A 24,198-nucleotide genomic window follows, 5' to 3' on the forward strand; every position below is an offset into this window, starting at 1 on the left:
GACGGGTGCCCGCTGCAGGAAAGCCGGTGCACGAGGTGGTCTCCGAGACCATCACCGAGACCACACAGCGCATCGTGCGGGTGCGCGCGAAACCTGGTCACCACGCCCGGACACTGAGGGGCAGCTGGCTTGGGCGTTGAGGGCGCCCTCCCGCACCGTGGGTAGACGCCGGTAGGGGGCGGTGAGCTGGCCTTGTTCCTCGGGCGTCAGGAGGTCCAGTAGGCGGCCGGTGGTCGTGCCGGCGGCCCGCGAGACCCCGGCTACCGTCACGCGGAAGTCGCCCTCGTCCAGGGATCGGCGGCTGGGGGCGTGCACCTGCGCCCATAGTTCGGCGTGGGGCCACAGCGCGTCGGGGGCTTGTGCGCCCAGGTGTTGCACGGTCTTGTCGTCCAGGACCACTTCGCGGTGGCCTTCCGTGGTGGCGCGCTGGGCCAGATCCATCAGTGCGGCGTCGCGTTCGCTCAACGGTTCCGAGGCGGGAGGGGGTAGCCGTGAGCCGCGGAATCCAGCGGGTAGGCCCAGTCCGCGGTCGGGATCGATCAGCTCGTTTACCGGGACTAGGGCCTGTTTGGTAATTGGTGCGATCAGGGGAAAACGCACCGATCCGGTCACACCAGGCGTGTCACCCCGCACATAAGCGAAGCCTTCGGTAGACGAGTCAACGACCAAGAAGACCACACCCACCGAAGGCTTCACTGTGACCCTACCCGGCCCCGCACGCGGTGACCTCACCGACGCCCAATGGGCGCTGCTCGAACCACTCCTGCCCACCCCCGCCGCCGGCCGCCCACCCTCACGCTCCAAACGCCAACTGATCAACGGCATCCGCTGGCGGGTACGGGTCGGCGCTCCCTGGCGCGACGTGCCCGAACGCTACGGCCCCTGGCAAAGCGTCTATGACCTCTTCCGCCGCTGGACCCGCAACGGCACCTGGGCCCGGATCCTGACCGCCCTGCGCTCGCGGGCCGACGCGGCGGGGCTGATCACCTGGGACATCAACGTGGACTCCACCGCGGTGCGCGCCCACCAGCACGCCGCCGGGGCCGCGGAAAGGGGGAAGGCCGGGATCACGAAACGGTCGAGCCCGACGATCACGGGCTGGGCCGCTCACGCGGAGGGTTGAGCACGAAGATCCATCTGGCCTGCGAACAGGGACAAAAGCCGATGTCGGTGGTGGTCACCGCCGGGCAGCGGGGAGACGCACCGCAATTCGCACCGGTGGTGGAGGGCATCCGGGTGGCCGGACACCAGCGGAGCGGTCCCGCGCGCACCCGACCGGTGCGGGTGCGCGCGGATAAGGCCTACAGCTCGACGGAGATCCGTGCCTACCTGCGCAGACGCAAGATCAAGGCGACGATTCCCGAACCCGCGGACCGGGTGCGCAACCGCAAACGCACCGGGCATCGCGGGGGCCGCCCGCCGGGGTTCGACAAGGTCGATTATCGGGCCCGTCACGCGGTGGAGTGCGGGATCAACCGGCTCAAACGGCACCGGGCGGTGGCCACGCGCTATGACAAGCTCGCGCTTCGCTACGAGGCCACCATCCAGATCGCGGCCATCAACGAATGGCTCTGACTTCCCAAACAGGCCCTAGGTGTGATGTTCGGAGAGGTTGGGAACGCGCTCGGCGGGTGTTCGGCCGCCGATCCCGGTGTGGGGGCGATGGTAGTTGTACCAGTCCAGGAAAGCAGGATAAGCGGCCTGGCGCTCGGCCTCTGAGGCGTAGGGGCGGGTGTAGGCCCACTCCTGGGCCAGGGTCTGGTGGAAACGTTCGACCTTGCCGTTGGTTTGGGGCCGCCAGGGCCGGGTCCACCTCGGCGAGATCCCCAACTCCGAACAGATTTGGCGCCAGGTGGTCTTGGAGTAGGCCCAGGCGTTGTCGGTCAGCACTCGTTGCACGCGCACACCGTGGCCGTGGAACCAGGCCGCGGCCCGGCGCAGGAAGCCGGCGCAGGTCGCGGCCTTTTCGTCGGCCAGGATCTCCGAGTAGGCCAGGCGGGAGCGGTCGTCCAGGGCGGTGTGCAGGAAGGCGGTGCCCGCAGATGCCTTGTTGGGCCGGGCGGCGGCCCGGCCCAGGGCGCGCCATCCCCCGCCGTCGGGGATGCGTCCGAGCTTTTTGACGTCGACGTGGACCAGCTCGCCGGGGCGGTCGCGCTCGTAGCGGCGCACGGGCTCTGCGGTGGCCCGGTCGGTGGCGGCCAGGGGCGGCAGGCCGCGGCGGGCCAGGATGCGATGAGCGGTGGAGGCGGCCACCCGGGTGCGGGTGGCCAGGCGTGCCGGTCCCAGGCGGTGTGGGGTGCCTCGTGTTTTCCGGACAGAGTGCCAATACGATGGTTCTGAAAGGAAACGAGGGAAGCATTGGGCAAGGCAAACGCATATTCGCCGGAGTTCCGTGATGAAGCGGTGAAACATGTCATCGAGAGCCAACGCTCTATCAACCGGGTTGCCAACGAGCTCGGGATCAGCTCGGAAACACTACGGAACTGGGTGCGCAAATACAGGAAAGAAACTCCCGACGATGCACCGTCACTGGATACGACCGAGCGGGCCCGGCTGCGTGAACTGGAACGACTCAACCGCGAGAAGGACATGGAGATCGCTTTTTTGAAAAAAGCGGCCGCGTACTTCGCGAAGGATCGTCCGTAAGCGACATATACGAGTTCATCGAGACGATGCGGTTCGATGAACACGCGGAGTACGCTTTCCCCGTTGATTTCATGTGTGCATGCGTGAACGTCTCCCGGTCGGGTTACTACGAATGGCAGTCCCGGCCCGAATCCGCCACGTCTCAGCGCCGCCAACAGTTGCGGCTACTGATCCGCACCGCCGTAGACCACGCCGACGGCACCTACGGCCACCGGCGGATCCGCGCCCAGCTGCAACGCTGGGGCGTTGCGGTGGGAGTGGAGCTGGTGCGTCTGTTGATGGGCGAGATGGGGCTGCATCCCTGCCAACCCCGCCCCCGGCGCAGCTCGCTGACCACACCAGCGGATACCGGTGCGATCCCCGACCTCGTGGGCCGCGACTTCACCGCACCCATGCCCAGTGTGAAACTCGTCGGGGATATCACCTATATCCCGACATGGAGCGGGTGGGTGTATCTGGCCACCGTCATTGATTGCTGCACGAAAGAAGTGGTTGGTTATGCGATGGATGACAACTACCGGACTCCGCTGATCATCCGGGCTGTCGCTCATGCGACAGGCAAGGGAAAGGTTCGTGCGGGGGCGGTGTTCCATTCGGATCGGGGGAGTAATTACACGTCCCGGGAGTTCGGTGATTACCTTGCTTCGGTCGGGATGACACGGTCGGTGGGGCGAACCGGGATTTGTTTCGACAACGCGATGGCGGAATCATTTTTCGGGGTGTTGAAGAATGAGCGTGTGAACCAGATGGTGTATCCCACGCGAGAACGAGCACGACGGGACATTACACGATACATCGAGCACTGGTATAATCACAGGCGTCTTCATTCCGCACTGGGATACAACACTCCATCAGAGATCTATGCGGAACATGAGAAACAGCGCCTAGCTGCGTAAAATCACCGTCTCACTCCCTGTCCGGAATCAGCAAGGCCCCTCAGTGCTTGCGGCGCAGCCGGACCACGTCGTCTTCGGTCTCGGCGCTGGTGCGGCTGGGTTGGCGGTGCGGGCGGCTGGGCCGGTCGGCCATGCCGGTCTCGCCTTCGTCGCGGTAGCGGGCGGCCCATTTGTGGGCGGTCTTGGGGGCGACGTTGAAGCGTTCGGCGGCTTGGCGGCGGGTCCATCCGTCCTGGACGACGCATCGGGCGAGTCGCAGGCGCCCGGTGGGGGTCAGGGGGGCGTTACGGTGGGGCACGAGGGCCTCCTGGAGCGTCGGTGCAGATCTCACAGTCCACACCGGAACCAGAAGGCCCTCTCTTCGTTCAAGGCCTTGCCAGGGCGTGTCGGGTGTTACCAACGTGCCGGAACATCACACCTAGGGCACCCATCCCGAAGCGTTCGCAGAACCGGCGGTGGTAGTCGCGCCACACCGCGTTTCCCTCAGGGGCGGGGTTCAGACGTGCCAGGACCGAGGCTGCGCTTTGGATCTCCCATGCCACCGTGCGCGGCAGTGTCATGTCGCTGTCCATCCGCAGCTCGACGGTGACCGTTGCGTGGTGGGAGGTCACCCGGCGCAGGGCAACGCAGGCCTGGGCTCGGGCGCGATCACGGTCGGCGGGCTCCGCCTCGTCGTGACGGCGCAGGGCGCGTTGGGCGTTCTCCAGGTGGGCGAGAAGTGCGGCGGCTGGCGGGTATCGGTGGGCTCCGGCGCCGCGGGCCGCACTGATGACGTGGCCCAATGGTTCAGGGGCGTCCATGGGGGGATGCAGGTTGCTCAGCAGGATGATCGCCATTGCCAGATTGCCCTTGGATGCCCCTCTGCGTGCCCTTGCCGCGTTATCTTGGCTCACCCTGCCATGAGTACCGCCATCGCACGTGTGGGAACCGGCGGCCATCCCAACGTGGCACGACGGTCCACCGCACCGCACCCGGTACTCATGTAGCCACCGCCACAACAGCGACACTGCCACCCCACCGGTATCCAGTGCCGTTCCCGGGAGGTACGCGTATGCGCGAACTGCTGCGGACCACAGTGAGCGCCGCGTACTGCGCATCCACCGGTTCTGGCACTCAGACGCTCCGGGGGCGGTAGTAGGTGGCGCCCGCGACGACGAGTGCGATGAGTGCGGGAACGAAGTACGCCCCTATCGACAGTATGGCGACGGCGTTCGCTGCGAGGGCAGCGGCTATCGGCGCGGCAGTGAGCGCCGTCTTTATCACGGAAAGCCCTCTCATCGCGATAGGGGAAGGCCACGTATCACGGGGCTCGGTTACGTGGCCTTCCGGGATCGGCGGGCCAACGCGGGGTCAGCCGGGGACTCCCAAGGCGTGGGCGAGCAGCACGATCAGGGTCACGACACAGGTGTAGGGCAGTGCTTCCACGGCGGCGAAGTACACCCAGGCTTGCCCTCCCGTGTCCCGCAGCAGACGACGCTTGAACCGTCGGTAGTGGCTGGGTACGCGCCGTGCGTGCCGGCGCCCGCGTGAGCGCGGGCGGGCCTCAGTGGCGGGGCGGTTCTCTCGCTGGGGCGCGCACGCGGGGGCACTGGCGGCGCTGCGGCTGAGTGGAGGGGGCGCCGGAACGTGGGGTGAAGGGGCTGGAGTGTTTCGGGCGGTGTGGTGGCGCATCCAGGCGGGGGCCTCGCCGTTGCGGCGCCGGTAGGCGACGCGGGGGTTCCCGGAGTAGGGGTCGGGTTCGCTGGGGCGGCGGGGGTGGTGTCGTTGCTGGGTGGGAACGCGGCTGAACCGCTGCCCGTGGCGGGCTTTCAGGACGGCGCGTACCCGCTCGTTGGCGGGGGCGGGCGCACGGGTGGTTTCCGGGAGAGTCATCATGGTTCCTCTGTTCTGTGGCCGTCACCCGGGGCAGCGGCACGGGTTCTCGACACGCGCGGCGGGTTGGTGGGGAGGTTGGGAGCTTCCGGGCGGGAAGGAAGGCCCTCCCGCCCGGACGGGGGTGTGCGGACCGGGCTGGGTCCCTCTCCCCAGGGCGGGAGGTCTGCGGTGGTCAGGCGGCGGGCCAGGCGCTGCCGGTGAGGTCGTAGTCCAGGCAGAACCACACCCGCCGGAGGGTGGGGTGTGCGTTGTCGCCCCAGGCGGAGGCGAGCTGTTCCACCAGCGCCAGCCCGCGTCCGGACTCGGATTCCAACCGCTCGTGCGGGACGGCGGCGGCGAGATAGCGGGGCTCTCCTCCCGGTGTTCCGCCGTCGCGGCAGACCACCTCCATCCTGGAGGCGCCGCGCCGCACCTTGAGAGTGAACGTCCGGCCGGGTTCGCCCGACCGGGTGTGGGTGATGGCGTTGGCGGCCAGCTCCCCGCCCAGCAGTCGGAACAGGTAGCGGTACTCCTCGCTTTGGGCTGCGGCGCAGGTGTCCAGGAAGGCGCGTACCAGTGGCATCACCACCGGCGAACCGCGGAACGTGAACCGGCGGGCGCTGAAGTAGGGGCGGTCGGGGCTGCGGTTGAAGTAGTACTCGTGTCCGGCCGGGATCAGCAGATCCAGCGGGACCGTAGCCTCAGGCATCGGAGGGACGGGGGCCAACCGGGCCATGCGCGTGCTCCTCTACACAGGTCACGGGACGTTTGGGGAAGGAAGCCACCACCCGCCGATCACCCAGAGCAGCACAGGGCTGGGGGTGGGGCACGCCGTGGCCACGGGCACCCTTAGTAGCCTCATGACCACCATCTATACACAGAGTAAAAGTGGATGTCACTATAGGTCAATAGAAAAAGTGACATCCACAACAGAGAGAGGGTTAAACTTTAGTCCCATGCAACGCCCGCACAGCCCGTCCATACGACGCCGCAGGTTGTCCAGCGAACTCCGCAAAGCGCGCGACCAGGCCAAGCTCACCACCAACGAGGCAGCCAAGAACCTTGGATGGGCTCATGGCAAGTTGAGCAAGATCGAAAACGCGGAGACCCAGTCCGTGAAGTCCGGCGATCTGGACAAGATGCTCGATCTGTACAACGTTGACGACGCCGAGCGCCGGGAAGCCATGCACCAGCTCGCTCGCCAGGCCAAGGAGCGCGGCTGGTGGGCCAAATATCGGGATGTCTTCGGCAAAGACGCACTGCCTGACTGGGAGACAGAGGCGTCAATGATCCGGAGGTTCGAAGGGCTGACGATCCCCGGGTTACTCCAAACTCCGGAGTATGCGGCCGCAGTCTTTCGAGCTGGGCGGGCTGTCCCCGAGGCGGATATCCGGCGTCAGGTCGAGGCCCGCATGGCACGCCATGAGATCCTCAACCGTGTCAGACCTCCGCATATGACAGCCGTACTGGACGAAAGCGTGCTTCAGCGGGTCATCGGGAGCCCTGAGGTCATGCACGAACAGCTTACGCACCTAAAGCATCTCGCCCTACGCCACCACATCGACGTGCAGATACTCCCCCATAGCGCAGGAGCTCATCTAGCGCTGGCAGGACCGTTCACCATCTTGGACTTCCCCCAGGTCAAGGACCAGTCGATCGTGCATGTAGAGACCGTGGCGAACGACCTCTTTCTGGAACATCCGGAGGAGCTGGAGCAATATAACCTAGCGTTCAGCAACGTACAGGGTGTAGCCCTGTCCACCGCCCTATCCGCTGATCTCATCGACAACCTACTGGCAGACTTGGAGAGCAAGCGATGACCGCCGACATGGTGTTCTGGAAGAGCAGCTACAGCGCACAACGCCAAGAGTGCGTCGAAGTAGCGCACCTCCCAGTGAGCTTCCGGAAAAGCAGCTACAGCGCACAAGGACAGGACTGCGTCGAAGTCGGAGACCTTCCGTGCGGGGCGGCACTGCGCGACTCCAAGAACCCAGAGCACGGGCACTTCACCTTCCCCGCCGCCGAATGGAACGCCTTCCTCACCGAGGTGAAAAACGCGGCGCTCTAGGAGACCATTCTCCTACTATTCTCTCGGAACCCTCTCCGCCCTTGTGTCTCACCACGCCAGACGCAAGGGCATTTTTTACTATTAATATCAGAAAATTGCATCATTCGGCAGAAACAGCGCACCATCGTCGAAGTTCCGGCAGCACCGGGAGCAAGCGCTGCCTATCCTGGGTGAGCGCACCTCCACACTCCGCCGCCACACCCCCGGGTGGAAAGGAACGCCGCGTGCCCCAGCTCGCCATCGACAAGGACTTCCTCAGCCGCTACGCGAAACTGGACAAACCCGTCCGGAAGGCGGTGGAGGACACGCTGGAGAGGTTCAGCGACCTCCACCACGCCGGCCAGCACCTGGAGAAGGTCACCCAGGCGCGCGACCCCCGGGTGCGCACCATCCGCGTCACCCGGGACTGGCGCGGGGTGGTGCTCGCCCCCGAGGAGGGCGACACCTACATGCTGGTGTCGGTGCTGCCGCACGACGAGGCCTACGAGTACGTCCGCAACCGCCGCTTCTCCGTCAACACCGCCCTGGGAGTGCTGGAGGTCCGGGACGAGGGGCGGATGGAGACCATGAGCCAGGTGCTGCAGCCGGTGGCGCAGGCCGCGCAGCAGCGGCTGTTCGACGGTTTCCGCGACCGGGACCTGCACGCCCTCGGCATCGACGAGCAGACGCTGACGATCGTGCGGCTGCTGGTGGAGGAGGAGCACCTGGACGCCATCCGGCCGATGATGCCGGCGTCCCAGCACAACGTGCTGGTGGCGCTCGCCTCCGGGATGAGCGTGGACGAGGCGTGGCACGAGGCCAGCCGGGACCTGGTCGACGAGGAACCGCCGGCCGACATCGACCCGAACGACCTGGGCGCGGCGATCCGCCGCACGCCCGACCGCGCCGCCGTCGTCGACGGCCCCGAGGAGCTGCGCGACATCCTGGAGCACCCGTTCGACGCGTGGCGGACCTTCCTGCACCCGCGCCAGCACCGCATCGCCTACCGCCCCTCCTACGGCGGACCGGTGATGGTCACCGGCGGCGCCGGAACCGGGAAGACCGTGACGGCGGTGCACCGGGCCGCGCACCTCGCCGGGCGCTACACCCCGCCGGACGGCACCCCCATCCTGCTCACCACGTTCACCACGAGCCTGGCCGAGGCGCTGCGGCACCAGCTCGGCCTGCTGGTGCGGCCGCCGCTGGACGAGCGGGTGGACGTGCGCAACATCGACAAGGTCGCCGTCGAGGTCGTGCGGGATGCGACCGGCGGCACGGTGGAGGTGCGGTCGGAACGCGAGCTGCTGTGGCTGTGGGAGGAGGCCGCGCGCGACACCGGCCTCACCGGGGCGTTCCTGTTCCAGGAGTGGGAGCACGTCATCCTCGCCCAGGACCTGGGGACCGAACGCGGCTACCTGCAGTGCCAACGGCGCGGGCGCGGCAGCAGGCTGGGGCAGCAGCAGCGGCGCGCCGTGTGGCAGGCGGTGCTGCGGGCCACCCGCCGCATGGCCGACGAGGGGTTGCGCACGTTCCCGCAGGTCGCCCAGGAGGCGGCCGCGATCCTGGAACGCGAGGGGCACCGCCCCTACCGGCACGTGCTCGTGGACGAGGCCCACGACCTGCACCCGGCCAAGTGGCGCCTGGTGCGCGCGCTCGCGCCGGAGGGCCCCGACGACCTGTTCGTCACCGGCGACCCGCACCAGCGGATCTACGACCACCGGGTGTCGCTGGCGGCGCTGGGGATCAACGTCCGCGGGCGCAGCCACCGGCTCAGCGTGAGCTACCGCAGCACCCAGGAGATCCTCTCCTGGGCGGTGGGGGTGCTCGGGTCGGCTCCGGTGTCCGGGCTGGACGACCTGGAGGACCGGCTGGACGACTACAGTTCGCTGCTGCGCGGACGCAGGCCCGAGGTGGCGGCGTACGAGACGCGCGAGGCCGAGCTGGACGGGCTCGCCGCGCGGGTCGCCGAGTGGGTGGAGCACGGTGTCGAGCCGGATGCCGTCGGGGTGGCGGCGCGCACCAGGAGTGCGGCGGACAGCGTGCGCAAACGGCTGGCCGCCGCCGGTGTGGCGACGACGAAGCTGACCGGCTCCGGCGGGGTCCGGGTCGGAACCATGCACGGGATGAAGGGACTGGAGTTCCGGTGCGTGGCGGTGGTGGGCGTGGACGCCGGCCGGGTGCCGCTGGACCACCACCTCACCCCGCGTGAGGAGGACCCGGTGGCGCACGGGCACGACCTGCAGCGGGAGCGCAACCTGTTGTTCGTGGCCTGCACCCGGGCGCGGGACGCGCTGGCGGTGTCCTACAGCGGCGAGGCCAGCCCGTTCCTGCCGGGCTGAACCGCGCCCCGGCTCCCCGGCGTCCACCGGAAGCCGGGGATTCCGACCGGTGGGAGGACCAGTCGGGTCGAGCGAGTCCGGCGGTTCACCGGAGCAGTGCCAGGCGCTGCCGGGCGCGCTCGAGCTGCTCGGTGGAGAACAGCGCGGTGAACTCCTGGTTCCGCAGCACCACCGACTCCACCGTGAGGTCCAGCCGGTCGCGCTCCGCCAGCGCCACGAAGTCGTCGGACAGCTGGGGCGTGTCCAGCACGGTGCGGGCGGTGCCCAACGCTCCGCGTTCCTCCAGCATCGCTGCCAACCGCCCCGGGTGGTGGCTCGTCTCCCGCGCGGCCTGTTCGCAGGCGGACTCCAGGGCTCCGTGGAACGCGGCCAGAACCTCCGCCTGGGGTGCCGCGCCACCGGGCAACGGTTCCTCCACCGGTTCCGCACCGTCCCCGCGGGCGAACTCCCGCAGCGCGTCCGCCGACGTGAAACAGCGGATACCGGCCCGTTCCAGCTCGGGAAGGTCGGCCTCCTCCGGGTCCAGCTCCAACACCACCGGGTCGCCCTGGCCGGTCTGCAGCCCGTCCGGCCAGTACGCCTCCGCGACGGCGATCGGGGCGCCGGTGCGGGGGTGGGCGATCTCCCGGTCCCGCTCGGGCTCGGCGTATCCCAGCTCGCGCAGCCCGGCGACGAGCTGGTCGAGCTGGACCACGCGCACGTCCCACGTCTCCGCGTCGTGGTCGGCCGGCACCGTACCCACCGGTTCCAACCGGGCCTCCGAACCAGCCGCGGAACCGTCGTGGAGGCTGTCGAGGAAGTCGTTGGCGGCCCTGGCCAGCATCCTGGTGCGCTCCGCCAGGAAGTGCTCGTAGGTCTCCAGCTCCCACAGGCCGGGGTCGCGGGGGATCCACTGCGACTCCAGCACGCCGGGGTTGCGCTGCTCCACCTCGGGGAAGTACACGCTGGGCTGGCGTTTGCCGATACGGCCGTTGGAGTCCTGGGTGAGGAAGCAGAAGTTGGCGATCGCGTTCACCAGCCGGTGGGGGTAGCGCTCCCGCAGCTGGGCCTTCGGGAAGATGTGGTGCACCTCCAAGCGGCTGTTGCGCCCCAGCATCTGGGCGTGCAGCGGCAGGCCGGAGTGGAAGTCCCGGGCAGAGCCCACCCGGGTCAGCAGGTACAGCAGCGGGTAGAACCGCGACCCCTTCGTGTGGCCCTCGAAGTCGCTGGCCCGCACCTGCAGCGTGCCGCCGCGCCACTCCCGCAGCTCGTCGGTCAGCCCGTCGATGCCGCCCTGTTCCACGACGGTGTAGTCCCGCGCCAGCGCGGTCTCGGTGGAACCGGTGTGACGGCCCCGCAGCGCCGCGTGGACGTACCAGAACAGCACCCGGTCCCGGTGGCGCGCGTCGGTGAAGTCCCCGCCGTTGAGGTGCAGCAGCCGGCACACCACCGGAACCGCGTAGCGCCCCATCAGCACCCGGTCGTGGTCCAGGCCGAGCCGACCCCCGACCGTGTCCAGGAACTTCCCGATGTAGTTCGCGGCCGCCTCCATCGCGCTCGCGAACCGCTCCGCGCTGATCCCCTCCAGGGAGCTGAACACGGCCTTGCCCGTGGCCACGGCGGTGACGCACCGCAGGAACCAGTCCAGGGTGAACTCCATCCCGGCCCGTTCCCACTGGTTGAGGTAGGAGCGCATGGTGTCGCGCGCCTCCGGCCAGTCCGAGCACACCTTCGCCAGGGCGAGGTCGCCCTTGGACAGCTTCGTGCCGCCGGAGTTGACCCGGTTGAAGATGTCGACGACGACGTCCATCGTCATCTCCTCACCGGTGATCGGCTCCACGTGCAGGTCGCGGTCGCGGATGTTGTACAGCTGGGTGAGGCGGCGCTCCTCCTTACGGGAGAGGTCGTCCTCCAGCCGGTCGAGCGTCGCGTCCAACCCGTCGGTGAACAGCGCGGACACGTCGACCCAGCGGGGATCGTCGCGCATCTCGGAAGCTATGTAGAACTTGAACTCCTCGCTTCCCACGTGGAAGCAGAGGTCGGTGAACGCCGCGGGGTCGCCCTGGAAGAACGCGGGCGCCTTCCCGCGCATGACGCCGTAGAGCGAGGTGATGCGCTGCTGGCCGTCCAGCAGCAGCGAACGCGTCCCCGTGCCGCTGCCGACGTTCCCCCGGGCCGCGGAGGAGTCCACCTCGGTGTCCCACACCAGCAGCGATCCCACCGGGTAATTCCGGTACAGGGAGCCCATCAGGCTGCGGACCTGGTCCCGGTTCCACACGTAGCCGCGTTGGAACTCCGGCAGCAGCATGGCGCCGCTGTCGACGTAGTCGAGGATCGTGGAAAGCTTGCTCATGCCCGCTCCAGGACGTTTCGGGGGGTCTGCGGCTCACTCGGGGTCAGCGGCCGCCACCCTATTGTGTCCCGAACCGTCCCGGGGAATCGTCACGGAAATGGAGGTCACGCCCTCGGGAGATACACCGGAAAGGGCTGTTCCCACCGGGAATCGGTTCTCCGGGATGCTGTCCCGCGGACCCGCGTCCCCTTTCTCACTCGCCGGGGTCCTCCGGGGGTACGGTGCGCCCTGCCCGAACCACGCCCGCGCACAGCACGAGGAGGTAGAGCGCGCTCGCCCCGAGGAACACGGCGGCCTGCGCCATACCGTTCCCGAGGAACAGCGGCGCCACCGTTCCCGCCGCCAGCACCACACTGGCGACCACGCACCAGGGAGCCGCCGCACGGTGCACGTGGTACCACGCCCGTTCGCTCGCCCTGGTACGGCTCGTCCTGATCCCGAGGAACGGGTTGGGCGCGAGGCGACCGGTGGCCCCCGCCCACGCCATGAGCACGGTGAGCGCGGCGGTGGCACCCAGCGCGAGGGTGACGGCCGCCAACCCTCCGCCACCGAGCCGCGCCTGCGCGGGAAGCAGCAACACGTTCCCCGCCTCTGCCACCACGGCAAACGACCTCCCGGGAACCGCCCTGGCGGTTCCGCACGACGAGCAGCGTTCCGCACGAACCTACAACGCCGCTGTCGTCCATGGCTCTCCCCCATGGGAGAACCCGCTCCGGTCTCCTGCGACCGGAGGAGGGCGAGGACGAGGAACAGTGCGTTCCGCGCGCGGCTCCCCCGTCCGCCGGCTCGGGAAGGACACGCGCGGGCGCGGTCCGCCGGCGGGTCCCGCACCGGGCCACACACACGCAACTCCCGCCCCGGCTCATGGCGGAGCCGGAACGGGAGCGAAGCCGCCCTGCGGAACTACCCGGACAGGGACGGGTCGGAGAACCGCAGCAGCGCGCCGAGGCCGTCGCGCATGCGCGCCTTGTCCTCGGGCACGAACACGAAGTCCGCCGACGTTCCCACGGCGGCGCGGACCAGCGCGGCGTCGGCCCGTTCCCGCACCGGCCGCTCGGCACCGAGATCGCGCAGCTCCTGCTCGCTGGGGGCGAGCTGTTCCGGGGTGTCCCCGACCCACACCCGGGTCTCGGCCCACGAGGTTCCCGGCGCCCACAGCAGCGTCTCCACCTGCCCGCGCTGCAGCGCGTACACCACCGGTTCCAGCCCTTCGACGGCGCGGTCGTCGTTGCCGCGCCCCTGCTCGTAGGAATCGGCGACGTCCTGCACCTGCTGGTCGGCGCGGTCGGCGAGGAGCCGGGAGAGCTCCGTGTTGATCCAGGTGTCCTCCTCGTCCGCCTCGGCGTCGCGACTGTCCGTCGCGGCCTCGACGACCTTGCCGCGCAACCCGTCCGGGAGCTGCTCGTGCACCTCCCGCTGGACGGGGGTCTCGCCCGCGAGCACGATCAGCTCCGTCTCGCCGTCCACCGTGAGCCGCCGGATCTCGGACACGACGCGTTTCGCGTTCTGCTTCACCTGCTCGTCCACGGCCCGCTGCATCTGCTTGTGGTGCTCGCCGCCCTCGCGGGGCTTGTGTGTCGGGTGCTCGTCGCCCTCCACCCGGTAGTCGACGCGGGCCCCCTGCGCGTCCACCGAGTCGAGGTCGGCGCCGATACTGTCCACCACCGCCATCACGTAGGGCACGTGCTGGCCGCGGCGCTCCAGGTAGGGCACGGGATTGGGCAACGGCCCGAACCGCGCGCTGTAGTCCTGCGGCGGCCGCGACACCAGGATGTCGAACAGCACCTCACCGCCGGCGGCGAACAGCACCTGTCCGCGCGGTCCGGGGGTGCCGTCGTCGCGTCCGGCGGCACCGTCCAGGGCGCGCAGGGTCTCCTCGTCCGCGCCCTGCTCGGCCAGGTCGTCCCGGGCTTTGTCCCACCGCACCCGGATGGCGTGGTCGGCGTCCTCCGCGTCGCGGGAGACGTTGAGGTACACCGACGCCACCAGGTTGGAGGAGTCGTAGGCTGGCAGCAGAAAAGAAAGGTCCATGGGAAGACTCCGCCTTCTGATCGTGCGGGTCGCTGTCGTGGTGTTTCGCGCCCCGGCCTCCGGCGCCGTCGGGCCGGGGGGCTCCGTCCGGGAGAGGACACCGCGCTCTCCCCTCCCCCGCGCTGCCGCGTGTTCCGGCGGGCTCAGCCGCCGGCCTGGCTCCCGGAGGGGGCGAACAAGCGGGCCAGTTCCGGCGGCAGTTGGGCGATGGTGTCACTGCTCTGCCCCTCCGGGGCCCACTCGCGCAGGGTGCGCAGCACGCCCTGGGTCTTGCGTTCGACCTCGGACATGTCGACCGAGCCGATGCCGCCGCTGATCTGGTCGAGGAACGTGCGTTTGTCGAACGATTTCGCCTGCCTTGTTCCGGCCTCGATCGCGGAGTGCAGGTCCTCCGGGAGTCCCGCCGTGAGGTCGTCCATCTGCCCCGCGCTCACGCACTGGGCGAGGGCGGACAGGGTCGCGCGGGAAAGCTGGTCGGCTTCGGCCCGACTCTCCAGGCCGTTGTGCTCCTGTACGCGCGCGAGGAAGTTCTCCGTCGCGCTGTCCGTGTATCCCGGATGCATCTCGTCGCCCCCGTTCCTATCGCCGAAAGTGACATCGAACCAGAGGGGAAACCACGCACCTCTCACCCTGGTACCGATGCGGCGACTTTAGCAACCAGAACGGGTATCACCCGCTGCCCGTGATGCGTTTCCGCAATTTACTGGACACACGAAAAACCTGATCAGCGAGCTATATACGAAGCATCGATCGCCTCAGGAGAGAAATTACACGCACCGGCACGAGATATTGCGTTTATTTGAGCGAGATATGCGCGTCCGTGCCCCCGGAAACGGTGCCGGGCGGGCGGTGACCAGGGCTATTTCATTCTCGGGTGTGGCGGGTGTAGCTGCTGGTCAGGGGAGCCTGAGAAGGTCAAGGGGACGGGTGAAGCACTCGTAGCTCACCCATCGGTAGGCCGCGGGGATACTCGCGAACCCCAGCCCTGCCAGCACCCCGATCGCCACATCGCGCAGCAGCGCCATGTTCTGCGGAGCGTTGCCTGTGCGCACCCGTGAGGCGTCCTCGCCCAAGCTCACATCGCGGATGTGGTGGCGGGCTTCGATGCCCCAGTGCCCGCGCACCAGGCTCGCCAGTTCTGCGGCCGTGACGCTTTCGGCCGGCAGGCTCGTGACCAGGTAGGCGTAGCTGCGCCGGACTCTGCCCGTACAGGACTCGCGCACCCATCGATGAATACGCATCACCTGACGGGCGTGGGGAAATGCGATGCGCGGTGCGGTCAGCACCTTGGCGGTGCGCACCTCGACTCGCCCGTGGGCGTGCTCACGGGCGGCCTCCAGCACCGGCGCCTGCGCCCAGGGCAGCGCTTTGGCCTGGGAAAGCAATGTGGGCTGGTTCGCCTTGACTGTCAGCAGGTACTCAGCCCCGCCTGCGACGAGCCAGCGGGCAGTGCCGAGTTGGGTGTGCAGCGCATCGGCGCTGATCACACACCCCGTGATGTCGACGTCGGCCAGCAGGTCGGCCACGGCGGCCATCTCACTGGCCTTGTCGTCCACGCGGACCTGGGCGACGGTGCGTCCGGCCGGGGTCATCGCCTGGAGCAGATGGGCGGCCGCAGCGGTGCGGGTGGCCGAGCCGCGCAGGCTCTTGCCGTCCATGACCAGCACCGCGATCTCCTCGGCGGTGTGGAGCCGGGTGAGCGTCTGCGGGTCCAGGGCGGTGAGGACGCGGCGGATCGTGGCGGGGCTGGGCGCCTGGCGGGTGCCCAGGGCGGGGTCGGTGATGCGGGCGCCGAGCCGGGCGAGGGTGTGCTGGGGCGCGTTGGCGGCCCACTGGCCGATCGCGGCCAGGCAGCGGGCGCCGGCCAGCACCGCGCACAAACCGGTGAGGATCACGCAGCTCAGCGGGTGGCGGCGTCCCCGCCGGTCGCGGGGATCACTGTCCTCGGCGGGCAGGATCGGCGTCGCGGACGCGGCCAGGGCGGACGAGGGCATGGCAGACTGAAGGCGCAACGGAGTCCCTTGGAAGTCAGAGATGTGAGAGTCCCTGCTCTTCTAGCGGGCTCCGTTGTCGTGTGTGCGGGCTTCTTCTGGATCGCTACAGGGCTGTGACCGGCTCCGCCATCATCCGCACCCGACTTTGAAACCGCCCTGGGCGGTGACGGCAGCGCGCGTGCCGGTCCGGCCAGCGACGACTGTAAGGTCGGGACTCGTGATTACCCCCATTCGCGACACCATCAGCGGTGCCGGCGACCTGTTGCGGGGCGCCGGTATCGTGCTGCGGCGGCCGAAACTGTTCCTGCTCGGGATGCTGCCGCCACTCGTCACGTCGTTCCTGTTCGTCGCGGCGCTGGTCGCGCTGCTGCTGTCCGTGTCCGACCTGGTCACATGGCTGACGCCCTTCGCCGCGGGGTGGGACCCCGCCTGGAGCGCCATGCTGCGCGTCGCGCTGGGCATCGCCGTCGTCGCCGGGGCGGTGTTCGTCATGGTGGTGGCGTTCTCCGGGGTGACCCTCGCCCTGGGCGCGCCGCTGTACGACAAGATCGCCGAGGAGGTGGACGACGAGCTGGGGAACGCTCCCCAGGAGTCCGACGAGGGCGTCGTCGGTTCGGTGCTGCGTTCCGTGCGGCAGTCCCTGGTTCTCGTCCTGATCTCGGCCGTGGTGGCGGTGGCGCTGTTCGCCGGCGGCTTCGTTCCCGTCCTCGGGCAGACCGTGATCCCGGTCGTCTCCGTGCTGTTCGGGAGCTGGCTGCTGGGCGCGGAACTCGTCGGTGCCGCCTTCGACCGTCGGGGCCTGCTGCGGCTGCGCGACCGTCAGCGGCACATGAGAGGCCGCAGGATGCGGGTTCTGGGGTTCGCCGTGCCCACCTACCTGATGCTGGCGGTGCCGTTCCTGGCGATCGTCGTGTTCCCGGCGGCCTCGGCCGGAGGAACCGTGCTGGCCCGGAACCTGGTGCCGCAGCCGCAACAGCAGCAACCCGTGCCGCCCCAACCACCCCAGCAGGGGGCTCCGCCACCGCCCCCGCCGGGCCACTGGCGTTAGGACCTGTTCGGCGGGCGCTGTTCGTCACGAACGTCGCCCCAGCGCCCGCCTGGCGAGGCCGGACAGGAGACAGAGCGGACCTCTGCCGACCCGCGGGAACGCTGCCGGGCGGACGCCCGCCGGGGCAGCGCGCACGCGTCCGCCGAACGGGCCGCCTGGACCACGGCCCCGGGCCGAGGCAGCCGCTAGCGCAGCCCCGGCTTACGGTTCAGGGCGGTGCTGATCAGCCGGTCGATCAGCTCCGGGTACTCCAGGCCGGCGTTCGCCCACATCTGCGGGAAGGCCGAGCTCGGGGTGAACCCGGGCATGGTGTTGACCTCGTTGACGTACACACCGCCGTCGTCGCCGTAGAAGAAGTCCACGCGGGCCAGCCCCTCGCAGTCCACCGCGTCGAACGCCTTACCGGCCGTGCGGCGCAGTGTCTCGGTCACCTCGGCGGGCAGGTCCGCGGGGATGGTGAGGCTGCTCGTGGAGAGGTACTTGGCGTCGAAGTCGTAGAAGTCGAACCCGTCGGCGACGTGGATCTCGGCGGGCATGGACACGTCCGGCGGGCCGCCGTCCCGCGACTCCAGCACGCCGCACTCCACCTCCCGGCCGGGGATCGCGGCCTCCACGATGACCTTGGGATCGTGTGCCCGCGCCTCCTCCACCGCCCGGGCGACGGCGTCCGTGTCGGCGGCGTCCGGGACCCTGGTGATGCCGACGCTGCTGCCGGCGCGGGCGGGTTTCACGAACACGGTGGTGGCGAGGTCGGCGATGTCCTCCAGGACACGTTTGCGTTCCCGCTGCCACCGGCGGTTGGTGACCGCGACGTAGCCGCCGGTGGGGATGCCCTGCTCGGCCAGCAGGGCCTTCATGAAGACCTTGTCCATGGCGGCCGCGCTGGCGAACACGCCCGCGCCGGCGTAGCGCGCGCCCATCATCTCGAACAGGCCCTGGATGGTGCCGTCCTCACCGAAGGGGCCGTGCAGCAGCGGGAGCACCACGTCGACCTGGCCCATCCGGCGCGGCACCGCGCCCGGTTCGACCACCAGCAGCCCACTGGTGGAGTCGAACGGCAGCGCGAGCTCCTCGCCGGTGTGCTCCACCGCGGGGAGCTCTCCGTCCGTGATCGCCAGACGCCGCGGGTCGTCCGAGGTCAGCACCCAGTTGCCGTCCCGGGTGATGCCGATGGGGACGACCTCGTAGCGGTCGGTGTCGATCGCGGACATCACGCTGCCCGCCGTGACGCACGAGATCTCGTGCTCGGAGCTGGAGCCGCCGAAGACGACGGCGACCCGGGTCTTTCGCTGCTCGGCCATGGCGCCCGACTCTACCTTTCCGGAACCGCTCCCCGTAACCGGTACACACCCGACACCACCGCACCCGCTCGCGCGGCCGGGAACCACCACCGGCTCAGAGACCGTAGCGTTCGGGTTTGGCGCTGCGGGACATGAACGCCATCAGCGCCTGCGCGGGGGTGAACTCGTTGCGCATCATGCCCACCACCGCCTCCGTGATCGGCATGTCCACACCGTTGGCGCGGGCCAGCGCGAGGATCGCCTCGGAGGACTTGACCCCCTCGGCCGTCTGCCGGGTCGCCGCGAGGACCTCGTCGGGGGTCATCCCCGAGCCGAGCTTCTCCCCGACGGTGCGGTTGCGGGAACGGGGCGAGCTGCACGTGGCCACCAGGTCGCCCATGCCGGCCAGTCCCGCCAGGGTGTGTTCGCTCGCTCCCAGCGCCACCGCCAGCCGGACGGTCTCCGCGAGCCCGCGGGTGATCAGGGAGGCCTTCGCGTTGTCGCCGAAGCCCATGCCGACCGCGACGCCGACCGCGAGCGCGATGACGTTCTTCACCGCGCCGCCGAGCTCCACCCCGACCAGGTCGGTACTGGTGTAGGGGCGGAAGTAGGAGGACTTGCACAGATGCTGCAGTTCCACCGCGGTCGGTTCGTGCGGGCAGGCCACCACGGCGGTCGCGGGTTGGCGTTCGGCGATCTCCCCGGCCAGGTTGGGTCCGGAGACGCACACGACCCGCTCCGGGGCGATGTCCAGCGTCTGGGAGATGACGTCACTCATCCGGCGCATGGTGCCGAGCTCGATGCCTTTCATCAGGCTGACCACGGCCGCGCCCTCGGGGATGTGCGCCCGCCACGCCGTGAGGTTGTCCCGCAGCGACTGGGACGGCACCGCCAGCACCACGAACCGCGCCCCCTCCAGGGCGGCGACCGGGTCGGACGTCGCGGTGAGGTTCGGGTTCAGTTCCACCCCGGGAAAATAGTCCGGGTTCTCGTGGCGCTGGTTCACGGCGTCGACGACGTCGGCGCGCCGGCCGTACAGGCGCACGTCGGCGACCTGAGCGTCGGCGAGCACGTTCGCGAACGCCGTCCCCCACGAGCCGCTGCCGAGGACCGCGACCTTCGTCATCACTCTCTACTCCCTGGTCCCAACGTCCGGTGCGGTGCCCTGCCCGCCGTTCTCGTCCCCGTCGGCGGAGACACCGCCCGTCCCCTCGGTGTCATGTTTGTCCCTGCGCGCCTGCTTCGGGTCGAAGGGGGCGGCGGGCGGTTCCTCCCCCCGGATACCGGCCTGCAGCTGGGTCACCTGGCGCATGATGTCGGTGGTGGCGTCGCTCAGCACGGTGGCGGTCAGTGGCTGGTCGCGGTACCGCGACAGGTCCACGGGGGGTCCGGCGGCGATCCGGACGCGTTTGCGGGGGAAGGGGCGGAGCTTGGCCGTGCCGTAGGGCAGTAGGTCCTGCTCGCCCCAGTGCGCCAGCGGAACCACGGGAACGCCGGCGGCGAGCGCCAGCCGCGCCACCCCGGTCTTGGCGACCATGGGCCACAGGTCCGGGTCGCGGGTGCAGGTGCCCTCGGGGTAGATGATCACCGCGGAGCCGTCGCGCGCGAGGGCCTCCTCGGCGGCTTTCAGCGCTTTCACCGCGTCGGTGCTGCCGCGCTTCACCGGGATCTGTCCGGTCTTGTTGGCCACGCCGCGCACGACGGGGATGCGGAACACGGACTCCTTGGCGGTGAAGGTGGGCCAGCGCTTCCCCGCCACGTAGAGGAACTTCGCGATCGTCAGCGGGTCGGCCATGGACAGGTGGTTGGCGGCGATGATCACACCGCCCTCGCGGGGGATGTTCTCCGCCCCGTGCCATTCGGCCTTGGTCACCCCTCGCAGGATCGGTCGGACGATGGTGGCCGTGAGGGTTTTCACCCACCGCGATTCCCGTTGCTGTGCCACGATTCCTCCGAACTCGCCGGGCCGGCGCGTGTACGCGGGTAGTGGTGCCGGCGCGGCCGCCCCCGGGGAACTCGGCGGCCGTGCGCGGCCGGTCCAGTTTAGGGGGAAACGCAGGTCGTGCGTTTCGCCCGCCCCGGTTCGGGGGAGACGGCGGCTTCCGGGGTGCTGGGGTGGGGTGCCCCACCGGTCACGAGGGGCGCGGCGCGGCATAAGCACCAGCCGCCGCGGGTTGTACGTTCTGCCTGGCGTACGTGCCCGTGGGAGTGAAGGCGGTGTCTGGATGGAACCGTGCTGGTCGCTGGTGGTGCCCGTGAAACGGCTGACGTGGGCCAAGTCCCGCCTGGCGGGGCTCACCGGCCCGCGACGCGCGGAGCTGGCACTGGCCATGGCCTGCGACACGGTGGCGGCGGCGCTGTCCTGCCCCAACGTGGCGGCGGTGTTCACCGTCACCGACGACGCCGATGCCGCCGAGGCCCTGCGGGAGGTGGGGTCGCGGGTGGTGACCGGGGAGCCCGGCACCGGGTTGAACGCCGCGCTGGTGCACGGTGCCGCGGAGGCGGCGCGACAGCGACCCGGGGACGGGGTGTGCGCGCTGAACGCGGACCTTCCGGCGCTGCGTCCGGGGGAGCTGGAGCGGGCACTGGACGAGGCGGGGGGCGCGGGGCGCTCCTTCCTGCCGGACGCGCCCGGGGTGGGAACCACCCTGTACGCGGCGGCGCCGGGTGCGGGGTTCGCTCCCGGCTTCGGCGGGGCGTCGCGCCGGCGGCACAGTGCCAGCGGCGCGGTGGAGCTGCGTCACGAGGGGGTGGACACACTACGGCGGGACGTGGACACGCCCGCGGACCTGCGTGCGGCCGCCGCGCTGGGGCTCGGGCCGCACACCACCAAGCTCATGTCGCGGTTGGACCCGTGATCCGGGCCGGAGACAACGCTGCCCGGGGCTCGCGGTGGAGCCCCGGGCAGGCGTGGTGGAGCGTTGCTCCCGCGTTGTCTTGAGTTATTCCTTGTCGCCGTTGACCAGGGCCTTGAAGTCAGCGCCGGGCCGGAACTTCGGGACGAATGTTCTCGGGACGTTGATCGTGGCCCCAGTGGCGGGGTTGCGCGCCGTGCGGGGGGCACGCTCGGTTTTCTCGAAGACGCCGAAGCCCGTGATGGCGACTTTGTCGCCGGAGGCCACCGTCTTCTGGATCGTCTCCAACACGGCATTCACTGCCTCGGTAGCGGACTTCTTGTCCCCCGTCCGCTCGGAGATCGCGTCAATCAACTCACGCTTGTTCATAGGTTCCTCCGGTTCCCCCTTGCCCGCACGAAATTAGGGGACACGATACCGGTGACACAAACACAAACGCCTGGGAAATCAGGGTGTTGCGGCCTCATCACCCTGGTCAGGAAGCTCGTTGAGCATTCGGTCAAGGCGTTCTGAAGCGCGGACGGGGTCCCTTTTAACGGCTTCGGTGACCGTCAAAAGCCTACGAATAGTAGAAATTCGGGCGTCTTCTGGAAGCGCATTGGCACGTTGGTGCGCCTGCCGTAGTCGTTCTGCCAAATCTTCGTAAAATTCTGGTTGCTGGGGCCGTTCCGGCCCTACATGGTCGCGGGAAGCCATGATTTCCGCTGTTCCTCGTAGGCGCTTATGGCATCGGTCTGCCGCAGGGTCAACGCGATGTCGTCCAGGCCCTCCAACAGCCGCCAGCGGGTGTAGTCGTCCAGCTCGAAGGGTTCGGCGACGCCGGGGGCGCGCACCTCGCGCTCCTGGAGATCCACGGTAACCTCCGTGCTCGGGTCGGCCTCGACCGCCTCCCACAGCCGCTCGATCACCGCCTGCGGCAGTACCACGGCGAGCAGACCGCCCTTCAGGGCGTTCCCGCGGAAGATGTCGCCGAACCGGGGAGCCAGCACGGCCCGGAATCCGTAGTCCTGCAGCGCCCACACCGCGTGCTCGCGGGAGGAACCCGTCCCGAAGTCGGGACCGGCGATGAGCACCGTTGCCCGCGAGAACTCCGGCCTGTTCAGGACGAACTCCGGGTCGTTCGCCCGCCAGGCGGCGAACAGGCCGTCCTCGAAACCGGTGCGGCTCACCCGTTTCAGGTAGGAGGCGGGGATGATCTGGTCCGTGTCGACGTTGCTGTGCCGCAGCGGTACGGCGTTGCCGGTGTGGACGGTGAACTTCTCCATGTCGGTACTACCCCTCGGTCGTGTCGGAAGCTGGTCTCGTCACAGGTCGTCGGGCGACGACAGGGTGCCGCGCACCGCCGTCGCCGCGGCGACGAGCGGGGACACCAGGTGGGTACGTCCGCCCTTGCCCTGCCGGCCCTCGAAGTTGCGGTTGGACGTGGAGGCGCTGCGTTCGCCCGGGGTGAGCTGGTCCGGGTTCATCCCCAGGCACATCGAGCAGCCGGCCTCGCGCCACTCCGCTCCCGCCGTGGTGAAGACCTCGCCCAGCCCCTCGGCGTTGGCCTGCTCCTTCACCCGCATGGAGCCGGGAACGACCAGCATCCGCACCCCCTCGGCCACGGTGTGGCCCCGGATGATCTCCGCGGCGGCGCGCAGGTCCTCGATGCGGCCGTTCGTGCACGACCCCAGGAACACCGTGTCCACCCCGATCTCGCGCATGGGGGTGCCGGGTTCCAGGTCCATGTAGGACAGCGCCTTCTCCGCGGCGGCGCGCTCGTCCGGGTCGGTGCAGCCGGCGGGGTCGGGAACGGACCCGTTGAGCGGTACGCCCTGGCCCGGGTTGGTGCCCCAGGTGACGAACGGGCTGAACTCGTCGGCGTCGAGCACCACCTCGGCGTCGAACTCGGCGTCCTCGTCGGTGCGCAGGCTCTCCCAGTGGGCGACGGCGGCGTCCCACTCCTCACCGGTGGGGGCGTGCTCCCGCCCGCGGATGTAGTCGAAGGTGGTCTCGTCCGGGGCGATCATCCCGGCACGGGCCCCCGCCTCGATCGACATGTTGCAGATGGTCATCCGCGCTTCCATGGACAGCGACCGGATGGCCTCACCGCGGTACTCGATGACGTAGCCCTGGCCGCCGCCGGTGCCGATCCTGGCGATGACGGCCAGGATGATGTCCTTGGAGGTGACGCCGGTGGGAAGGGTCCCGTTGACGGTGACCGCCATGGTCTTGAACGGGCTCATCGGCAGCGTCTGGGTGGCCAGGACGTGCTCCACCTGGCTCGTTCCGATACCGAAGGCCAGCGCGCCGAACGCGCCGTGGGTACTGGTGTGGCTGTCGCCGCAGACCACGGTCAGCCCCGGCTGGGTCAGGCCGCGCTGCGGACCGACGACGTGCACGATCCCCTGGTCCCGGTCCCCCATCGGGAACAGCCGGACGCCGAACTCCTCGGCGTTGGCGCGCATCGTCTCGATCTGGGTACGGGACACCTGGTCGGCGATCGGGCCGGTGATGTTGTCGGTCGGGACGTTGTGGTCCTCGGTCGCGACGGTGAGGTCGGGGCGGCGCACGCGGCGGCCGGCGAGCCGCAGCCCTTCGAACGCCTGGGGGCTGGTGACCTCGTGTACGAGGTGCAGGTCGATATACAGCAGGTCGGGCTCCCCTTCGGCACGTCGGACGACGTGCTCCTCCCATACCTTCTCCGCCATCGTCCGGCCCATGTGCGAACGCCTCCTCGGTTCTCGTTCCGCTACGGTCGCGCCCCGCTGGGGATGGCTGTCGTCCGCGCGGCTGCGGGCCGTCCCGGCTGGCCGCAGCCGACTTGCATCCCAAATAGCGAGACGGCAATATCAAGTTATGGACAACTCTAACCCATCCAGCGGCGGTGGTGTCGG

At 69.3% G+C, this 24,198-nt stretch carries 25 protein-coding genes and 2 pseudogenes; 8 read left to right on the forward strand and 19 right to left on the reverse strand.

Translation table 11 applies throughout. From position 1 onward, the window contains the following. Positions 1-51 precede the first annotated feature (51 nt). Positions 52-771, reverse strand: a complete 720-nt coding sequence (locus FHX37_RS12225; RefSeq protein WP_246062258.1) for a lantibiotic dehydratase — start codon at positions 769-771, stop codon at positions 52-54. Here FHX37_RS12225 and FHX37_RS12230 point away from each other — a divergent pair. After that, a pseudogene (locus tag FHX37_RS12230) lies at positions 698-1,575 on the forward strand (IS5 family transposase). The gene FHX37_RS12225 and the pseudogene FHX37_RS12230 overlap by 74 nt on opposite strands. Positions 1,576-1,590: 15 nt before the next feature. Here FHX37_RS12230 and FHX37_RS12235 read toward each other — a convergent pair. Continuing rightward, positions 1,591-2,412 carry an IS481 family transposase gene (locus FHX37_RS12235; RefSeq protein ID WP_281288296.1) on the reverse strand — a complete coding sequence of 274 codons (822 nt, stop codon included), beginning with the start codon at positions 2,410-2,412 and terminating at the stop codon, positions 1,591-1,593. On the opposite strand from FHX37_RS12235, the gene FHX37_RS12240 reads away from it, so the two are divergent. Together FHX37_RS12240 and FHX37_RS12245 are read left to right on the forward strand one after the other, a co-directional pair. After that, positions 2,359-2,646 (forward strand): transposase, encoded by a 288-nt coding sequence (locus FHX37_RS12240; protein ID WP_141921957.1) that lies wholly within the window; start codon positions 2,359-2,361, stop codon positions 2,644-2,646. The genes FHX37_RS12235 and FHX37_RS12240 overlap by 54 nt on opposite strands. A 17-nt stretch (positions 2,647-2,663) precedes the next feature. Then, positions 2,664-3,542: an IS3 family transposase gene (locus FHX37_RS12245; protein ID WP_246062391.1), complete on the forward strand. Its 879-nt coding sequence runs from the start codon at positions 2,664-2,666 to the stop codon at positions 3,540-3,542. 52 nt (positions 3,543-3,594) lie between these two features. Here FHX37_RS12245 and FHX37_RS12250 read toward each other — a convergent pair. The 5 genes and pseudogenes from FHX37_RS12250 to FHX37_RS12265 all read right to left on the reverse strand — a co-directional run. Further along, positions 3,595-3,840, reverse strand: a pseudogene (locus FHX37_RS12250) (leucine zipper domain-containing protein); the annotation flags it as partial. Between the two features lie 67 nt (positions 3,841-3,907). Further along, a complete protein-coding gene (locus FHX37_RS22860) occupies positions 3,908-4,378 on the reverse strand; it encodes a lantibiotic dehydratase (RefSeq protein ID WP_170181570.1) in 471 nt (156 codons plus the stop codon). Between the two features lie 277 nt (positions 4,379-4,655). Next, the gene (locus FHX37_RS22865) at positions 4,656-4,820 is read right to left on the reverse strand and encodes a hypothetical protein (protein WP_170181571.1); all 165 of its coding nucleotides are present in this window, start codon (positions 4,818-4,820) and stop codon (positions 4,656-4,658) included. A 72-nt stretch (positions 4,821-4,892) separates the two neighbouring features. Next, complete coding sequence (locus FHX37_RS12260; protein WP_141924013.1) at positions 4,893-5,414, reverse strand: hypothetical protein; 522 nt, start codon at positions 5,412-5,414, stop codon at positions 4,893-4,895. A 175-nt stretch (positions 5,415-5,589) separates the two neighbouring features. Then, complete coding sequence (locus tag FHX37_RS12265; RefSeq protein ID WP_141924014.1) at positions 5,590-6,132, reverse strand: ATP-binding protein; 543 nt, start codon at positions 6,130-6,132, stop codon at positions 5,590-5,592. Positions 6,133-6,391: 259 nt separating this feature from the next. On the opposite strand from FHX37_RS12265, the gene FHX37_RS12270 reads away from it, so the two are divergent. The 3 genes from FHX37_RS12270 to FHX37_RS12280 all read left to right on the forward strand — a co-directional run bounded on the left by FHX37_RS12270 (position 6,392) and on the right by FHX37_RS12280 (position 9,782). Further along, complete coding sequence (locus FHX37_RS12270; protein WP_342777613.1) at positions 6,392-7,216, forward strand: helix-turn-helix domain-containing protein; 825 nt, start codon at positions 6,392-6,394, stop codon at positions 7,214-7,216. Further along, on the forward strand, positions 7,213-7,464 hold the full coding sequence (locus FHX37_RS12275; protein WP_141924016.1) for a DUF397 domain-containing protein: 252 nt from the start codon (positions 7,213-7,215) through the stop codon (positions 7,462-7,464). Before FHX37_RS12270 ends, FHX37_RS12275 begins: the two co-directional genes overlap by 4 nt. 224 nt (positions 7,465-7,688) lie before the next feature. Beyond that, on the forward strand, positions 7,689-9,782 hold the full coding sequence (locus FHX37_RS12280) for a UvrD-helicase domain-containing protein (RefSeq protein ID WP_141924017.1): 2,094 nt from the start codon (positions 7,689-7,691) through the stop codon (positions 9,780-9,782). An 85-nt stretch (positions 9,783-9,867) separates the two neighbouring features. Here FHX37_RS12280 and FHX37_RS12285 read toward each other — a convergent pair whose 3' ends face one another. From FHX37_RS12285 to FHX37_RS12305, 5 genes are all read right to left on the reverse strand, one after another. After that, positions 9,868-12,114 carry a GmrSD restriction endonuclease domain-containing protein gene (locus tag FHX37_RS12285; protein ID WP_141924018.1) on the reverse strand — a complete coding sequence of 749 codons (2,247 nt, stop codon included), beginning with the start codon at positions 12,112-12,114 and terminating at the stop codon, positions 9,868-9,870. 193 nt (positions 12,115-12,307) lie between these two features. Next, a complete protein-coding gene (locus FHX37_RS12290) occupies positions 12,308-12,694 on the reverse strand; it encodes an SdpI family protein (protein WP_246062260.1) in 387 nt (128 codons plus the stop codon). Positions 12,695-13,017: 323 nt separating this feature from the next. Then, on the reverse strand, positions 13,018-14,145 hold the full coding sequence (locus FHX37_RS12295; protein ID WP_141924019.1) for a baeRF2 domain-containing protein: 1,128 nt from the start codon (positions 14,143-14,145) through the stop codon (positions 13,018-13,020). Between the two features lie 143 nt (positions 14,146-14,288). Further along, the gene (locus tag FHX37_RS12300; RefSeq protein ID WP_141924020.1) at positions 14,289-14,708 is read right to left on the reverse strand and encodes a DUF2267 domain-containing protein; all 420 of its coding nucleotides are present in this window, start codon (positions 14,706-14,708) and stop codon (positions 14,289-14,291) included. 333 nt (positions 14,709-15,041) lie between these two features. Then, the gene (locus tag FHX37_RS12305) at positions 15,042-16,139 is read right to left on the reverse strand and encodes an ISAs1 family transposase (protein WP_141924021.1); all 1,098 of its coding nucleotides are present in this window, start codon (positions 16,137-16,139) and stop codon (positions 15,042-15,044) included. 220 nt (positions 16,140-16,359) lie between these two features. Between FHX37_RS12305 and FHX37_RS12310 the strand changes: the two genes are divergently transcribed. After that, positions 16,360-17,187: an EI24 domain-containing protein gene (locus FHX37_RS12310; protein ID WP_394344516.1), complete on the forward strand. Its 828-nt coding sequence runs from the start codon at positions 16,360-16,362 to the stop codon at positions 17,185-17,187. A 185-nt stretch (positions 17,188-17,372) separates the two neighbouring features. Here the strand turns inward: FHX37_RS12310 and FHX37_RS12315 are convergent, their stop codons facing one another. The 3 genes from FHX37_RS12315 to FHX37_RS12325 form a co-directional block, all read right to left on the reverse strand. Then, on the reverse strand, positions 17,373-18,488 hold the full coding sequence (locus FHX37_RS12315; RefSeq protein WP_141924023.1) for a D-alanine--D-alanine ligase family protein: 1,116 nt from the start codon (positions 18,486-18,488) through the stop codon (positions 17,373-17,375). 94 nt (positions 18,489-18,582) lie between these two features. Continuing rightward, positions 18,583-19,593: an NAD(P)H-dependent glycerol-3-phosphate dehydrogenase gene (locus FHX37_RS12320; RefSeq protein WP_141924024.1), complete on the reverse strand. Its 1,011-nt coding sequence runs from the start codon at positions 19,591-19,593 to the stop codon at positions 18,583-18,585. Positions 19,594-19,599: 6 nt separating this feature from the next. Then, on the reverse strand, positions 19,600-20,412 hold the full coding sequence (locus FHX37_RS12325; RefSeq protein ID WP_141924025.1) for a lysophospholipid acyltransferase family protein: 813 nt from the start codon (positions 20,410-20,412) through the stop codon (positions 19,600-19,602). 280 nt (positions 20,413-20,692) lie between these two features. Between FHX37_RS12325 and cofC the strand changes: the two genes are divergently transcribed. Further along, positions 20,693-21,325 (forward strand): 2-phospho-L-lactate guanylyltransferase, encoded by a 633-nt coding sequence (cofC, locus tag FHX37_RS12330; RefSeq protein ID WP_141924026.1) that lies wholly within the window; start codon positions 20,693-20,695, stop codon positions 21,323-21,325. An 84-nt stretch (positions 21,326-21,409) separates the two neighbouring features. Here cofC and FHX37_RS12335 read toward each other — a convergent pair whose 3' ends face one another. The 4 genes from FHX37_RS12335 to leuC form a co-directional block, all read right to left on the reverse strand. Next, on the reverse strand, positions 21,410-21,691 hold the full coding sequence (locus FHX37_RS12335; protein ID WP_141924027.1) for an HU family DNA-binding protein: 282 nt from the start codon (positions 21,689-21,691) through the stop codon (positions 21,410-21,412). A gap of 78 nt (positions 21,692-21,769) precedes the next feature. Beyond that, the gene (locus FHX37_RS24220; protein ID WP_449405181.1) at positions 21,770-22,018 is read right to left on the reverse strand and encodes an SCO5555 family protein; all 249 of its coding nucleotides are present in this window, start codon (positions 22,016-22,018) and stop codon (positions 21,770-21,772) included. Further along, positions 21,997-22,587, reverse strand: a complete 591-nt coding sequence (leuD, locus tag FHX37_RS12345; RefSeq protein ID WP_141924028.1) for a 3-isopropylmalate dehydratase small subunit — start codon at positions 22,585-22,587, stop codon at positions 21,997-21,999. Before leuD ends, FHX37_RS24220 begins: the two co-directional genes overlap by 22 nt. 39 nt (positions 22,588-22,626) lie before the next feature. Next, on the reverse strand, positions 22,627-24,024 hold the full coding sequence (gene leuC, locus FHX37_RS12350) for a 3-isopropylmalate dehydratase large subunit (RefSeq protein ID WP_141924029.1): 1,398 nt from the start codon (positions 24,022-24,024) through the stop codon (positions 22,627-22,629). Between the last annotated feature and the right edge of the window lie 174 nt (positions 24,025-24,198).

The sequence above is a fragment of the Haloactinospora alba genome (genome assembly GCF_006717075.1).
GTDB lineage: Bacteria > Actinomycetota > Actinomycetes > Streptosporangiales > Streptosporangiaceae > Haloactinospora > Haloactinospora alba.

Coding starts and splice junctions, on each gene's coding strand:
- leuC (WP_141924029.1), bottom strand. CDS start 24,024: ATGGGCCGGACGATGGCGGAGAAGGTATGGGAGGAGCACGTCGTCCGA.
- FHX37_RS22865 (WP_170181571.1), bottom strand. CDS start 4,820: ATGAGAGGGCTTTCCGTGATAAAGACGGCGCTCACTGCCGCGCCGATA.
- FHX37_RS12300 (WP_141924020.1), bottom strand. CDS start 14,708: ATGCATCCGGGATACACGGACAGCGCGACGGAGAACTTCCTCGCGCGC.
- FHX37_RS24220 (WP_449405181.1), bottom strand. CDS start 22,018: ATGGCTTCCCGCGACCATGTAGGGCCGGAACGGCCCCAGCAACCAGAA.
- FHX37_RS12285 (WP_141924018.1), bottom strand. CDS start 12,114: ATGAGCAAGCTTTCCACGATCCTCGACTACGTCGACAGCGGCGCCATG.
- leuD (WP_141924028.1), bottom strand. CDS start 22,587: ATGGAGAAGTTCACCGTCCACACCGGCAACGCCGTACCGCTGCGGCAC.
- FHX37_RS22860 (WP_170181570.1), bottom strand. CDS start 4,378: ATGGCGATCATCCTGCTGAGCAACCTGCATCCCCCCATGGACGCCCCT.
- FHX37_RS12315 (WP_141924023.1), bottom strand. CDS start 18,488: ATGGCCGAGCAGCGAAAGACCCGGGTCGCCGTCGTCTTCGGCGGCTCC.
- FHX37_RS12295 (WP_141924019.1), bottom strand. CDS start 14,145: ATGGACCTTTCTTTTCTGCTGCCAGCCTACGACTCCTCCAACCTGGTG.
- FHX37_RS12235 (WP_281288296.1), bottom strand. CDS start 2,412: ATGTTTCACCGCTTCATCACGGAACTCCGGCGAATATGCGTTTGCCTT.
- FHX37_RS12320 (WP_141924024.1), bottom strand. CDS start 19,593: ATGACGAAGGTCGCGGTCCTCGGCAGCGGCTCGTGGGGGACGGCGTTC.
- FHX37_RS12305 (WP_141924021.1), bottom strand. CDS start 16,139: ATGCCCTCGTCCGCCCTGGCCGCGTCCGCGACGCCGATCCTGCCCGCC.
- FHX37_RS12275 (WP_141924016.1), top strand. CDS start 7,213: ATGACCGCCGACATGGTGTTCTGGAAGAGCAGCTACAGCGCACAACGC.
- cofC (WP_141924026.1), top strand. CDS start 20,693: ATGGAACCGTGCTGGTCGCTGGTGGTGCCCGTGAAACGGCTGACGTGG.
- FHX37_RS12335 (WP_141924027.1), bottom strand. CDS start 21,691: ATGAACAAGCGTGAGTTGATTGACGCGATCTCCGAGCGGACGGGGGAC.
- FHX37_RS12260 (WP_141924013.1), bottom strand. CDS start 5,414: ATGACTCTCCCGGAAACCACCCGTGCGCCCGCCCCCGCCAACGAGCGG.
- FHX37_RS12265 (WP_141924014.1), bottom strand. CDS start 6,132: ATGGCCCGGTTGGCCCCCGTCCCTCCGATGCCTGAGGCTACGGTCCCG.